Here is a 14282-nt window from a genome sequence, read left to right as displayed (position 1 = left end):
GTGAGTACAGCACTATTTGGGAGGGTGGCGCTGACCCTAGCTCTTGTTGCGGCGTGCTGGGTCGTAGCTGCCGCGGTTGCGGGCGCACGTGGCCGGGGCACCATGCTTGACAGCGCGAGGAGTGCCACCTACGGGGTTTTCATCGCCGTCGTCGTGACTGTTGCGACCATGGTGGCAGCCCTGCTCGCCAACCAGTTCCGCATTCACTATGTCGCCGAGAATTCGAGTTCCGCCACGAGCGCCTTCTACCGCGTGATTGCGCTGTGGGCGGGCGACGCCGGCTCGCTGCTCCTATGGAATTTGTGCCTGGCAGGCTACCTGGCGCTCTTCGCGCGTCGCCATCGGCTGCACAGAGAGATCGCGCACGCCTGGGCGTTGGCCGTGATCGGAGTGGTGCAAGTGTTCTATTTGACGCTGACACTCGTCATTGATCCGTTCGCGACCACGGAATCGATGACCGACGGTCGCGGCCCTCAGCCACTGCTCGAGAGCAGTTTCCTTATGGCGTATCACCCTCCGCTGCTCTATTTGGGCTTCGTAGGATTCACTGTTCCATTTGCCCTGGCGATGGGAACCTTGATAGCGCGCGACCACAACCTTCTGGTTCGCTGGACTCCTATGTTGAGACGGTGGTCGCTCATCGCTTGGTGTTTTCTCACCATCGGCCTGGTGCTGGGGGCATTGTGGGCCTATGAGGTACTGGGCTGGGGCGGGTATTGGGCCTGGGATCCAGTGGAGAACGCGGCGTTCATGCCATGGCTCACTGCCACAGCATATCTTCACAGCACGAGGCTACGAGAACGTGGTGGTCCGCTCGGCAGGTGGAATCTTTATCTCTTGGTCGTCACCTTGTCCCTGATCACCTTGGGTACGTTTCTGACCCGAGGCAGCCTTCTGACGTCGGTGCACGCCTTTGCGGAGTCACCTGTGAGCGGGATGTATCTGGCATTTTTGCTGGTGATCCTGGGAGGTGGTATCTGGCTCGTCCGGACTCGTGCTGGAATGGCCATCAATAATTTTCGCATGCGATCGCTGCTGTGTCGAGAAACCGCCATCATGGCAAACAACTTGGTATTGATCGTCTTGTGTGTCACCGTGCTCAGCGGAACGCTGTATCCGTTGGTGGTCGAGGCGCTGTCTGGGCCGCGGGTGAGCGTCGGCAGGGCCTACTACGAGGAGATGGCGGGCCCATTGCTGATCCTGCTCGTTCTGCTAGCCGGAGCCGGGCAGTTGCTCGCCTGGCAGGTGTGGTCACCACAGAGGGTCATGGCCCGGGCTGTTCCTGCTGGGCTTGGCTCCGCTGGCGTCGCGGCAGCCGTCATGGCCGCAGGCGTCCGGTCCACGGCCGTTGTCGCGGTGCTTGCGGTAGCCACGTTCACGCTTCTGGTCAACACCATCGAGACGTGGTCGATATGGCGGGCGGGCGGCAAACGCTATAGCGCCTGCGGAGCATTCCTCGGTCACGCCGGATTGGCGATTGCAGCGGCGGGAATCGCCACTTCGATGGGTTTGGCAGGACAAGCAGAGATCACCTTGTCGCCGGGAGAACAGTCGAATTTCAGGGGCGAGATCGTTCATTACCAAGGCGTACGGACTCAGACACGGCCAGAACATACGGATCTGATTACCAAGCTCACCGTAGGAAAGGTTGATCTGTCGCCGTCCCTCCGGCTGGTCCAGCGGTCAGCCGATCCGGTGGGCATGCCGGCCATCAGGCATGATCTCACTGGCGATCTATACGTCTCTGTGCTCGCCATCGAACAACCAGGCGGACGTGCCAACTTTCACTTCTACAGCAATCCCGGAATTGGCCTGCTGTGGGTAGGTGGAGCATGCGCCGCTGCAGGTGGGCTGGTGAGCGTATGCCGCCGACGCCGGGTAAGGGGCAAGCATATCGCAGAAGCCAGCGGCCGTTTCTGCAGCGCCACGATGAAACGGGAACCGGTATGAAGCCTTCGTCACGTATCGTGAACCGACTAACAACAGCGGCGGTGGTCACGGCGCTGACATCTCTTGCGGGCGTACTGATCAGTGTGCTGGTGTGGGATCCAGCGGAGGAGCATGTACCGCTCATCGGACGTCAAGCTCCAGGCTTCAGTCTCGACCGAATCGGGGGGCCTGGGAACGTCACTACGGCGCAGTTCGCCGGTCACCCGATAATTATCAACTTCTGGGCTTCGTGGTGTGATGTGTGTCGCTCGGAGTTTGTTCTGTTGGACGGGGCGCTTGAACGATATCGTGAGAAAGGGCTCGTCGTGCTGGGTGTGCTTGCCCATGACACAAAGGAAAGAGGATACGACTTCCTGCGCCAAACCGGTGTGGACTGGCTGAATGGCGTGGATGTCGACGCGAGGACGACTATTGCGTATGGAGTACGAGGGCTTCCTCAGACGGTTTTCGTGGCACCGGATGGTCACGTCAGCGCTGTTCATTTCGGTGAGCTGGATGATACGGCGCTCGAGAGGTACATCGAGGAGATGACGGGAACGGGTGAATGAGACGGGGACTGATCCTTGTGGTTGTCGCCGTCGCACTCGTGCTCCTTGTCGCCCACCAGCTCAGCGGGCCTCCTTCGCGCGGGGAGCAGGCATATCGCCTGGAGAAGCGACTACGCTGCCCAACGTGTCAGGGCATCTCGGTCGCGGACTCTCCTTCGCCGATCGCCCGCACCATCCGGAGGGTGATCGACTCGGAGTTGAATGCAGGACGCGATCCGCGGGCCATCGAGGCTGACCTCGTCGCTACCTATGGTGATTGGATCCTGCTGGAGCCCCCGAACCGTGGGCTCGGGCTGATCGTCTGGTGGCTTCCCCCCGTTGCGATGCTGATCGGACTCGTGCTGGTTGGACGTCGGGTCTGGTGCTGGGCCGACGGTGGTCAGCGGGAGGAAGCTTGAACGAATGGCTCATGCCGGTGGGGGCGGCCGCCCTGACATGGGTGGTGCTCGTGGTGGGACTCTGGCCGCTCATGAGGCTGCCTCGGGTCGAGTATGGAATCGGCTCACGCGCTCATCAGCGATGCTTCAGGTGGATGCTGAGCGGTGCTCTTTTGATCGGGATGGCCACGCTGCTCACAGGATCGGTCCCGCTTCGAACGTCGATGACTACCATGAACGCCGCACTCGAACGTTCGACTCCTGCCCAATCCAGAAATGGTGAACCGCAGTCGATCGAAGAACTGCTGGCCGGGGCGCGCCAGTACATGAGCCAGGGGGCGGTCAGAGATGCGATCGTGCAGTACATCAGAGTTTTGAGTATCGACCATCGTAATGCTGAAGCCTATACATACCTGGGATATATGCAGTATATGGCCGGTCATCTGAAGGATGCACGCTGGGCCGTGGGGCAGGCATTGAGTTTCGATCCGGAAAATACGCAAGCACGATACCTGCGCGGCAGGATTGCACTTGGCGCGGGGCGGACCAGAAAGGCCACGGAGGATTTCTGTGAATACTTGAGGCAGGCGCCCCTTGGGGCTTATCGAGCCGATGTGGGGCGCTTGCTAAGGGCTGTCGGCAAAAGTTGCGGAGGTTGAGCGGTCAGAAGTCTGTTCAGGCGAAATGTCCTCCTGTGTGAGAAGGGGAAACGCTGTCAAAAGTGGCGGATCAGTCAACTGTCGCTTTCGTGGCTGGATGTAGACGACTTCCAAGGGGGTTTGGTCGCCGAGTGTCACATCACTTCCTCTTCCTATATATATGGATGCCTCGGGTGTTTCCATGAGAACTTGTTCGACTGTCGCCTCCACGGCCATACTAATCGCCGATGCGACGACTCTTGCCGGAGATCTCGAAACCGGTATCAGGACCGGGCCCGGAGAAGTAATGACCGTGCACGAGATGGGTCGAGTCTGGGCGATGTGCGAAGGGAACAATCCAATCACGGTGAGGCCAGGAGTGAGGTCAGGTCGCTCGCGAACCCAGCACTCAAGATGAAATGCGGTACCGTCAGGCTGTGGTGCACTGTTGATATTCATCAGTTCGATGACTGGTACGTCTGCGAACTTGCGCGCCAGAGATCGAAATCGTCCTGGAGATAGCCCCACGAGCCTGGTGAATTGTGACGTAAAAGTGCCCAAGCTGGAGTACCCAACGGAGATGCTGACATCCACGATACTCGTGGATGTCCGTACGAGCATTCGCTTGGCCTCGGAGATTCTTAGGGCGGTGAAGAATCGGCCAGGGGTGGTTGTGGTAATTGTGCGGAAGGTTCGATGAAAGTGAAACAAACTCATGTGTGCGGTCTGTGCGTGATCGCGTAGTTCTAGCGGCTCGGCCAGTCTTTCGTTCATGTTGGCGATTGCCAACCTGATGGACCTGACGTGGTCGTCATGGTGGCATGTGCTGTTTCCTGACCGCATGGCTTCGACCCGGTCCATAGTGCTGCTCCGTTAAGTCATCCGGCCATTTCTGTGCCGATAAGCCTCTACGTCATAATCGTATTGGCTCGACTCGGTGGCGAAGAGAGTTGTCTGGGGCGTTGGGAGATGCGAATCGAGTCCATGGTGAAATATGAAGCTCGTCTGATATTTCACCACAGAATTTTACCTCTGATAGGGTGAATCGTTTCGGTGCTGAACGTTCTTGATGCGCTTCGTGTCGCTTGCGTGCATTGACCGCAGCCGTTCAACAGGTCACAGGAAAGGCCTGCAGTGTACGACGGTGGTGATGACGGGAGCGGCTCGCTTCTGAGGGTGTGGATCGGATGACGATCTCTTGCGCATGGCCGATCGGGCGATCGCCGGCTGCTCCGATTTGATGACCGCTGTCTCCGAGGAGTGGGAACTTGCGATAACCGACCCGTGGAACGCCAAATGGCAAGAGGTGGTAGGCGGACCGACGGCGTGGGAGCGAGAACGAGTCGTTGTTCTGCGTGATCGCAGACGGATGATCACCCGGTGACAAGTGCTTCGGGGGAGACGCTCACCAGGACGGCGCCCTTCTGGTCTTTCGCCCCCAGAAGGCACCCCTGTAGCCGTTCCCCGCGCGGGCCGTCTGGGACGCGGCCCGGCGGATTCGCCAGTGCGCCCATGGTTGAGGCGCGGCGGAAGACAGGCGATGGGACATCGACCTCTATGGAAGGTTCCGAACGCACGTTCTCGCGCATGTGGGCGATATCCGACTCGATCGGCCGGGCATGGGCCGCGATCGTGGAGTCCCTGTGTGCCGCGCGGGCATCGGGGCATTTCTCGTCCATTTACTCCATGGCTGTGGACGGCATCGGCGAATGTGTTCCGGCGCGCTTCATGTAAGGGCCGAGTGCCGCGATGAGTTGCGCGGGCAGCGGAGCTGGTTCCAGGCCGGTGGATCGGCGCCGCATGAAGGCGACGGTCTGCCGGCCACGCGCGGCGAGTTCCGGGCCTGCGTCCGCGACGCGCTGGTAGTCGAAGATCATCGTTAGCCGGTTCGTGGTGGTGTCGCACAGTGACATGTGCATCTCGATGAGGTCCAGGGGCCAGCATTCGCGCAGGTAGTCGACACCGCAAGAGACGGTGACGAGGGCGTACCCGTCGTGCAGCATGTCCAGGACGCGGGGGCAGTGTTCGGAGAGGAAGGCTTCGCGGCAGTGTCCCTGCCAGCGGACGTAGTGGGCGAAGTAGGCGTTGCCGGTGAAGTTCGTCTCCTCGAAGGTGACACGGTGGCGGTGGACGTAGGTGCGTGTCATGAGGCGCCGTCCCAGGTGAGGGAGGTGCTCCCTTGTCGGTCCCCTTGGAGACAGACGGCGATCGCGACGGGGCTGGGTAGCTCGCGGACCGCGGTGACCAGACCGGCGATCCGCCGTTGTCCCGAATGCATGAGCAGCCAGCCGTCGTCCCGGGTCTCGGGGACGAGGATGAGGGGATCGGAGGGACCGGCACCGAGCTTGGCCAGGGCTTCCCTGGCGGTCCAAATCCGAGCGGCCGCCCAGGTGTTCGGCTCTCCCGCCGTGACGGTGATCTGCCGAGCGACCTGTGCGTCTGATGTGCTCAGGAGCGAGTCCCAGCGTTGCGTGGGCGCGCCTTCGACGGCTTCCCAATCGACCGCGATGGGCCGCGTTCCGATGGCCACCATCAGGTACCCGGCGTGATGGCTCGCGGAGGCGTACGCGCCAGAGACGATCAGCCGACCCTCCGGACTGTGGCTCACGGCGTGCTCGCCGTCCAAGAGCGTCCGCACCATGCGTTCCGTGGTCGCGGGGGACGAGCGTGTACCGCTCGCGACGCAGACCAGATCGGTCGTGATCGAGGGGAAGAGCCGGTCGAGGGTGCGGGCCAGGTGTGGGCCGAGCATCTCCAGGGACAACGCTTGGGTGTCTGGCATTGGTCCCGTATCGGTGAGCCGCAGTCCACGCCAGGTCTCTATCACGGTGCCGTTCGCGTCGGTGACGTCGAGGTCGTAGACGAACGTGGCGCCGTCGTGGTGGCGTTCCCGGGCACGTACCCGCACAGTTCCTGTGGGAAATGCGATGCTCTGCACCGATTCCACCGCTACGGGCAGCACCCGCTGGCCCGGTACGCAGCCCTGAAGCACGTGGATGTAGGCGTCGCGGGTACCGGGATCGCCCAGGAGCAGGTACGGATCGTGGAATCCGGCGAACCAGGTCGCGGTGAGGTCGGCGTTGACGAGCGCCTCGCATCGGCGTGCGGTGAGCAACTCGTAGCGCCGGAGCCGGTGGAAGCGGGAGCCATGGAAGAACAGGGTGCCGTAGTAATCATGGACGGCGTCGCCTGGGCCCTTGCCGGTGACGAGGGTGCGGACGGGTGACCGGTCGGCGAACCGGCACACTGCGGAAAAGTGGTCCACCGCATAGCCGGTCTCCGCGGCGCGCAGGACGACCTCGATCTGGCCGTCGTCGTGGCTGAGGGCCGCGAGCCGAACGGTGCAAACGCCGTCCGTCGGCACCGTCACCGGCCAGCTGAATCTGATGTGCTCGAAGGCAGGCGCGTCCGTGCGGCCGGCCACCGCCGCGGCGGCCTGAGCCATCGCCTCCATTCCCACGACTGCGGGCAGCAGCGCCACGCCGTCCAGCACGTGGTCGTCCAGATAGAGGTCTTCGGGCATGGACAGGTCGGCTTCGGTGATTAGTTCGACGCCGGGATGATGTATCAGGGGGCGTTGCAGAAACCGCCAGGTCGGCACCGCTTCCCGTTCGTACACCAGCGTCTGCCCCCGCGGATGCCGTCCGCAGACCATGACGTCGAACGGCAGGTCGTTCTCGGCGAGGAGGTCCATGAAGGCCGCGACGCCCTCGGGCACCGGGATGGGTGCGACACCCTGACGAGTCAGCATGTCAACAGCGCCGAGTCGTGCCCCCATGCCGGTGCCGGACCAGACTGACCATTCGATGTTCAGGCACCGGCATCGGGGCAGCCGCGCGGCCGCGTCCGCGACGCGGAGGCGCAGCCGCTCATTGGCCAGCGCGTAGTCGCTCTCACCTGGCAGGCCGATCCGGGCGATGACCGACCCGAAGGTGATCAGCATGCGCAGGTCCGCCTCGTCGAGCTCGGACAGGAGGAGTTCCAGCCCCTGCACCTTCGGAGCGAACGTCGCGCGCATCCGCTCCGGGGTCATGGCCTCGATGCGGCCGGGCCGGTTGTGCCCGGCGGAGTGCACGAGGCCGCGGACCGGTCCCAGCTTGGAAGCGTGCCGTACCGCGTGGCGTACCGCCTCGGGGTCGGTGATATCAGTGCGCAGGTAGATGGCCTTCGCCCCGGCGGCGGCGAAACGCTCTAGATTCGCGGCGACCTCCGGATCGTCGATTTCGCTGCGGCCCAGCAGGACGATACGGGCGCGGGTGGCCTGGGCGAGTGCGAGGGCGCACTCTGCGCCGATTCCCTTGGCTCCGCCGGTGACGACACACACATCTTCGGGTCCGAGCGGGAGAGTGCGGACCGGGTCGCCGCGCCGACGCAGCCGTCGATGACGTGTCACCGGCGTGGTCCGCCCGCCTCGGCCGTCGACGGTGATCTCGGTGTACCCGTGGAAGACCCGCGATGCCTCCTCTGCCGCCTGCTCCAGCCCTGCCTTCGTCGCAGGTGCGTCGATCACCAGACAGTCGGTGTCGGGACGTTCGGCTACGAGGCTCCGGCCGAGTGCGGCGCCCAGGCCCTGGTGGTGCAGGACGACAATCGGCACGTTCTCGGCCGCGGCCTCCTGGAGCGCGGCGGTGAGGACGTCGGCGGCGTCCCCGTCACCGGGCGGTAGCGCGACGAGCCGGCTCGGCGCGCCTTCTCCAGGCGGGAAGCAGACGGAAAGCTCGTCGGCGAGAGGATGGTGTGTGGCCGACATCTTCCAGTCCCGGGCGGCGGCCCTACCGGGCGGCGGGGCGGGCACCCAGCGGTGCTCGAACGCTCGCACCCAAGGGGCGACCCCGGCGATGAGGGAGTCGAGCTCCTGCCCGGCCTCGGGCAGCTCGTCCACGTAGGCGGCCAGGTCGGCGACCGTGGCGCCGGCCAGTGCGGGAGGCGCCACGGGCGCGGCCCTGCCCAGACGGGCGGCGGCTTCGGCGGCGAGCCGACCGACCTTCAGCGAGTTGAGGTGCAGATCGGTGAGGAGCCGGTCCTGCGGCCGTACCGCGGGCAGTTCCAGTTCGGTGACGAGCAGCTCCTCGACCACGGCGCGCGCGTCGCAGGCCGCCTCGGGCGGCACTCCACGCGTGGGCGTCCCGGTCTTGGCTGGTTCGCCCGCTCCTTGGTGCTCAGGCCAGGCGGGAAAGGTGGTCTCGCACGGGCTGGTCAGCAATCGCCTCGGCTGCGAGGCGTCGATGTGCCGTGCTCCTCTGCCGTGGACGAAGGCACCGGCGTTCGCGCCGCAGGCGGCGAACAGGGCCGCCGTCACCTCCGCAGCGGGGCGCGCCGAGGGGTTGCCGCTGTCGAGAGCGACTACCGGTACGCCCGCCTGCTCCGCGATACCGGTGAGCATCGTGCCCGGTCCGGCTTCGATGAGCAGATCGGCGTGGGCGAGCAGGCCCTCCAGGGCGTCGGCGAACCGTACCGGCGCGGTGAGCTGCTCGCTCAGCAGGGCGGCCAGGTCGACGTCGGCGGTGATCAGCTTTCCGGTGACCGAGGAGTACACGTCACGCCGCGGGGGACGGAGCCGGGCCGCCTTGAAGTGCGGCTCCAGTTCCTCGGCCGCCGGAGCCATGACGGACGTGTGGAAGGGGTGGGACACGCGCAGACGCGTCGCCCGAACCCCGTGCTCAAGCACCCGGGCCAGAACCGTCTCCAGGTCCTGCGCGGGACCGGCGACGGTCACCGACGCGGGACCGTTGCAGGCGGCGATGACGGCTGCGGTGCCCTCGATGAGACGTCGGGCCGGCTCGGGACCGGTGGCGAGACTGATCATGCCCCCTTCTCCGGGCATCTGGCCCATCGCCTCGCCCCGCGTGCGGGCGAGCCGCAACGCTTCCCGCTCGCTCAGCGCATCGGCCCAGCACAGTGCGGTGAGCTCGCCCAGGCTGTGTCCCACTGCGCCGACGGCGGCCACGTCCAGCGCGGCCACGTAACGTAGTCCGGCGAGCGAGGAACGCACGATGGCGTGCTGCGCCACGGTGGTGTCGGTCGTGCCCGCCTCCACCGGGCCGTCGGCGAACAGGTCGCCGGTGTCGACCAGCCGCCCCGTCCAGCCCGCGTCCGGATACACCGGCGCGGCCTGACCGGGCAGCAGCAGCCCGGGGCGTGCCGGTCGGCGTCCCCACACGAACGTTCCGTCACGCACGCCGACATGCGCGTCCTCCCCGGCCAGGACGAGCCCGAGCGCGCCATGCAGACGATCGGCGAGCATGGACGGGCCGTCCGCGACGAGGGCCGCCCGCCACGGCCGGTCGCGCAAGGCCTGCCGGGTGAGCGTCACCGCCAGGTCGGTGAATTCGGCGTCGGACAGTTCGGCGGCGTGCCCGGCCAGCATCCGCAGCTCGCGCGCGAGTCCCTCGCGGTCGGCGGCGCCGAGCGCGACCACCTCCCAGCCGGGAGGCCGCATGCTCAATCGCCGCTCTCTCGCAGTCAGAGTCGTCCGCCGGCCGGGCCGTGCCTCGGACACGACGACGTGGGTGTTGATACCGCCGAACCCGGCGGAGGTGACGCCGGCGCGGCGATGCGGGCCGCACCATGGTTCGGCGTCCTGCGCCGTACGGAGCACCGGTGCGTTGTCGGTCAGCTCGGGACGCGGCGACCGGCAACCGGTGGTCGGCGGCAGCAGCTCGTGGTGGACGGCGAGGACGGCCTTGAGCAGGCCGGCGATGCCGGCGGCCGCCTTGGTGTGGCCGATGTTGGCCTTGATGCTGCCCAGCACCGCAGGGGCGCCCGCGCGGCCGGCCCGTCTCAGCGTGGCAGTGAGCGCGTCCAGTTCGACAGCGTCGCCGACCTGAGTGCCCGTGCCGTGCCCTTCGAAGAGATCCACCGTCGCGGGTGAGAAGCCGGCCATGCGGTAGGCGCGGTCCAGCGCGAGTGCCTGACCACGCTGCTCCGGCCGGGTCAGGCCGCCCGCGCCGTCGGATGACACGCCCCAGCCGCCGATGAGGGCATACACCCGCATGCCGCGCTCGTGGGCGTGGGACAGGCGGGTGAGCGCCACCATCCCGCAGCCTTCTCCGGGAAGGAAGCCGGTCGGGTCACGATCGTAGATACGCATCTCGTCCTCGGCCAGCGCGCCGAGGCGGGCGAATCCAACCAGTTCGAACGGATCCAGGCTCAGGTCGACCCCGCCCGCCAGGGCGAGGTCCAGTTCACCCCGCTGCAGCGCGGCACACGCGTTGCTCACGGCGAGCAGTGACGACGCGCAGGCGCCGTCGACGGTGTAGCCGAAGCCGTGGAAGTCGTAGTGGTTGCAGATCCGCCCAGCGATCGTGTTGGCCAGCGCGCCGGCCAGCGACTCGTCCCCGGGTACGGGGAACGGCCGCTTGAAGTCCTCCTCCAGGCGGGCGAGCATCCGGGCGCGCTGCTCGGGCGTCAGGTCCTCGGCTGACAGCGCGGCGGCGACGGTACGGCGCACATACGGCCAACGGGTGCGCAGCCCATGGGCCCGGGTGACGTCGCCGGTCAGGGAGTTGCCGATGACGACGCCGACCCTGTCACGGTCCAGCCCCTCGCCGCCGGGTGCTCCGGCGTCGCTCAGGGTGGCGTCGGCGACTTCGAGCGCGAGCCAGTGCGCCGGATCGACGGCGCGATACAGGGAGCCTGGCACGCGGAAGCGCTCGCGGTCGAACGTCCAGCCTTCCAGGAGCGCCGCACGCTTGACGTAGGTGGTGTCGGCGGCCGACCGGTCGGAGGAGATGTAACCCCGAGGGTCGAGCCGCTGGGCAGGCAGCCGGCGGAACGCCCGCCGCCTCGCCAGCACGCTCTCCCACAGGCGGCTCGGGTCGTCCGCGTCGGGGAAGCGGCATCCGATTCCCACGACCGCGATGGGCTCGTCCATCAGGAGTTCCTCGATTCGGCGGCCACTTCGAGGGGAGCGGTGACAGGGGCGGGCCGCCGGTCGGGGGCCGTGCGCCGCCACAGGTTCAGTGCGGCCAGTCCCAGCCAGCGCGTCACGCAGACCGACGTCAAGGCGAAGAACAGCCCGAATGACACGCCGGCCGCCACCAGGACCCCGTAGGCGGCGGCGACGGACAACCCGAACGCGACCTGGCGGCGGGGGGCGACCGGGGTGCTGCCCGGGTCGGTGATCATGTAGTTGGTGTAGAGGATGAAGGCCACGCCGCTCATCGGCAGCAGCGCGCTCGGCAGCCAGACCTCCGTCAGCACCGCCCGCATCACGGCCTGCAGGACGAACCCGCCCAGCCAGCCGAGGATCAGCGGCATCTTCCCGGTCAGCTTGGCGTTCAGCATGGTCCCGGCGGCAAGGATGACAAGCGGGATCACCCATCGCCACAGGCCGGGGGTGTACTCGGTGAACTGGTACGGCGGCGCGATGCCGACCCACGGGAACAGCAGGAGGACGACGGTGATCCCGGTGTTGGACGGGTTCAGGACGTGCCTGAGCCGCCCGTGGACGCGTATCCGGACGACGTACTTGGTGGCGATGGCGACCGCGACCGCGAGCATGTACGGGGCCAGCCGGTCACCGGCGAAGAGCAGCATAGCCGAGGCCAGCCCGGCGATGTGCGCCGGAAGCAGGAAGTCGGCGAATGTCGCCGCCGAGCCCAGGAACCGGGGCCGCCGTCGAGAGACCAGTGCTTCGAGGCTCTCCAGGGTCAGTTCGACGGCGTAGGCGGTCAGCACCGTCACGATCGGCGTGAGGTATGCCTGCTCGAAGCCGAGCCACGCATGCCCCAGCACGGTCAGGACGGTGATGGACAACGCGAAGCGTCGTAGCGCCTTGATTCGCCGTTGGTCGGGCGACAGTTCAGCGGCCACGTCGGCCTCCGTTCGACGAGCCGTGCTCCAGGACCACGGTGTGCCATCCCGGCCGCAGGGTCCGGGTGATGCGATGCAGGCCCGACGCGTCCCGCCAGGTGATCTCGACGGTCACGTCCCGCAGCGGGCGGTCGCCCAGGCCGAAGAGCAGGTCGGGGCTGGACACGCCGGTGTGCCCGTTGGCCGGGTAGACCTGCTGGGTCTGCGAAGGCGAACCCGGTGCCGACACGGTGACGCGTGCGCCGATGGCCGGGGTGAGCGCGCCGTCACGACCCGCCGGTGCCGGCACCCGCAGCCGCAGGCCCACGTGGTCACCGACCGGGCCGGCGTTGCGGTAGAACGTCGACCGGCCCCACTGGTTGGCCACCGCGAAATCCAGACGGCCGTCGGCGTCGGTGTCGGCCAGGGCGAAGGACCGGCTGGGCGTCTCCTGTTCCAGATCCAGCATGGTGGACAGGTCTGTGTAGCGGCCCTGCGGCGTCCGGACGAAGAATCTGTTGTGCGCGGCCCCGGAAAGGTCGTCCCCTGGGCCGAAGTCCGGCCAGGCGGCGGGTTCCCGCAGCAGGGAGTCGTTGGTCATCGCCAGTTCCTGGAGTTGAGGCCAGCGGTTGGTCTCCCCCTTGATGAACCCGACGGCCTGCAGGATCTGCTGCTCGCCGCTGTTGGTGAAGTCTCCGGTCTTGATGTCCCAGGCCCAGCCGGACCGGGACAGGCCCAGTTCCTCGCTGCGGTCCTGGTACGGGGCAACGCCCTTGAGCAGGTCGTCGGCCGTTCCGGTGGGGGCGAACGCGAAGTTGCTCTCCTGGAGCGCGTAGGGAAGCGTGATGTTGCTGACCAGGATGTGTGGCAACGGATCGGGGCCCAGTTGGGCGAACGCGACGCCCATGCCCTTGAACGAGTCACGCCCGACGACCTTCGACTTCGGCGTGGAGAGCGTGCGGGTCCCGGCGGCGGTCGTGAAGCGGACGTGGCCGGGCGAGGAGCGGTTGACCAGCAGATGGTCGCGTCCGAAGTCGTTGGCGAGGTACAGCTCCGGCAGCCCGTCGCCGGTGAGGTCCTGCGCGCCCGTGGCCAGCGTCCAGGAGGTGCGAGCGTCCGGTGGCAGCGCCTGCGGTTCTTCCTGGAAGGACGCGTCCGGAGCGGCCCCGCCCAGACCCGACTTCCACAGCAGGACGTGTGCGGTGCCGGCGCCCGCGGCATTGGACATGCCGTCCTGCATCTTCATGAGCGGATCCGGCCCGGCCTCCGGATCCAGCACGCGGGCGCCGTCGGCGAAGTAGTTCCCCACGATGACGTCCGGACGGCCGTCGCCGTCGACGTCGGCGATGTTCACGGTCTCGGTGTTCCAGATCCGCGGGGGCGAGACCAGTTCCCGTGACCGGAAGCCGTCCGCGGTGGGGGGTCGATCGAGCTCGTCACGCCGCAGGTAGAGGACGGGTGACCGCCCCCAATAGGAGACCAGCAGGTCGGCGCGCCCGTCCTGGTTGAAGTCGCCCGGCACGCAGCCCATCGGCGCCATCGTCGCCGGATTCCACCACAATCCCCGGGGCGTCAGCCGGAACGGCGTGAAGCGATCACCCGTGCCCGGCGCCGGGCGTACGGTCACTGAGTCGTCGCGCGGATCCACCAGGCACACGTCGCCGTCCCGGCCGCTGCCCGCGATGTCGGCGATGGCCACGGCCGCGCCGACCGCCGAGATCCACGCCGAGATCCGGGCGAGGCCGGGCGCCACCCGGCGGACTGTCGCCACGTGTGCGGGGTCGCCGTCCAGATCCATCCGGACGAAGCGAAAGCGCTCGGCCAGTCGCGCCCGCTCGTCCTCCGCCACGGTCGGCTCCCGGCTCACGGTCACGAGCGCCCCCACGACCGCGAGTGCCACGGCGGGCACCAGCAGTCCGCGCCATATTCGTTGCAACACGATCCCCCCGAACACGTGCTGTGATTTCCCGTCGTAC

At 66.7% G+C, this 14282-nt stretch carries 9 protein-coding genes; 4 read left to right on the top strand and 5 right to left on the bottom strand.

What is annotated here, in order from left to right; all coding sequences use genetic code 11:
* Positions 1–24: 24 nt before the first annotated feature.
* From ABZ459_RS17915 to ABZ459_RS17900, 4 genes are read left to right on the top strand one after another with little or no spacing between them, the layout of a single operon-like run.
* Positions 25–1950, top strand: coding sequence for a cytochrome c-type biogenesis CcmF C-terminal domain-containing protein (locus ABZ459_RS17915; RefSeq protein ID WP_357971351.1), 1926 nt, complete (start codon positions 25–27; stop codon positions 1948–1950).
* Entirely contained in the window at positions 1947–2498 is a 552-nt protein-coding gene (locus tag ABZ459_RS17910) for a TlpA disulfide reductase family protein (RefSeq protein WP_357971350.1), read from the top strand. The genes ABZ459_RS17915 and ABZ459_RS17910 overlap by 4 nt, the downstream gene beginning before the upstream one ends.
* Entirely contained in the window at positions 2495–2896 is a 402-nt protein-coding gene (locus ABZ459_RS17905) for a cytochrome c-type biogenesis protein CcmH (protein ID WP_357971349.1), read from the top strand. The genes ABZ459_RS17910 and ABZ459_RS17905 overlap by 4 nt, the downstream gene beginning before the upstream one ends.
* Positions 2893–3534, top strand: a complete 642-nt coding sequence (locus ABZ459_RS17900) for a tetratricopeptide repeat protein (RefSeq protein WP_357971348.1) — start codon at positions 2893–2895, stop codon at positions 3532–3534. The genes ABZ459_RS17905 and ABZ459_RS17900 overlap by 4 nt, the downstream gene beginning before the upstream one ends.
* On the opposite strand, the gene ABZ459_RS17895 is transcribed toward ABZ459_RS17900, so the two are convergent.
* The 5 genes from ABZ459_RS17895 to ABZ459_RS17875 all read right to left on the bottom strand — a co-directional run bounded on the left by ABZ459_RS17895 (position 3502) and on the right by ABZ459_RS17875 (position 14245).
* A complete protein-coding gene (locus tag ABZ459_RS17895; RefSeq protein WP_357971347.1) occupies positions 3502–4287 on the bottom strand; it encodes an AraC family transcriptional regulator in 786 nt (261 codons plus the stop codon). The two genes, ABZ459_RS17900 and ABZ459_RS17895, sit on opposite strands and share 33 nt — an antisense overlap.
* Positions 4288–5192: 905 nt before the next feature.
* A complete protein-coding gene (locus ABZ459_RS17890; protein ID WP_357971346.1) occupies positions 5193–5660 on the bottom strand; it encodes an acyl-CoA thioesterase in 468 nt (155 codons plus the stop codon).
* Positions 5657–11386 carry a type I polyketide synthase gene (locus ABZ459_RS17885; RefSeq protein WP_357971345.1) on the bottom strand — a complete coding sequence of 1910 codons (5730 nt, stop codon included), beginning with the start codon at positions 11384–11386 and terminating at the stop codon, positions 5657–5659. Before ABZ459_RS17885 ends, ABZ459_RS17890 begins: the two co-directional genes overlap by 4 nt.
* Entirely contained in the window at positions 11386–12327 is a 942-nt protein-coding gene (locus ABZ459_RS17880; protein WP_357971344.1) for an enediyne biosynthesis protein UnbU, read from the bottom strand. The genes ABZ459_RS17885 and ABZ459_RS17880 overlap by 1 nt, the downstream gene beginning before the upstream one ends.
* A complete protein-coding gene (locus tag ABZ459_RS17875) occupies positions 12317–14245 on the bottom strand; it encodes a CRTAC1 family protein (RefSeq protein WP_357971343.1) in 1929 nt (642 codons plus the stop codon). Before ABZ459_RS17875 ends, ABZ459_RS17880 begins: the two co-directional genes overlap by 11 nt.
* Positions 14246–14282 lie beyond the last annotated feature (37 nt).

It is taken from the genome of Nonomuraea sp. NPDC005692, from assembly GCF_040631115.1.
Lineage (GTDB): Bacteria > Actinomycetota > Actinomycetes > Streptosporangiales > Streptosporangiaceae > Nonomuraea.
The sequence above is the reverse complement of the archived record's forward strand: the minus strand, read 5'-3'. Positions and strand labels throughout refer to the sequence as shown.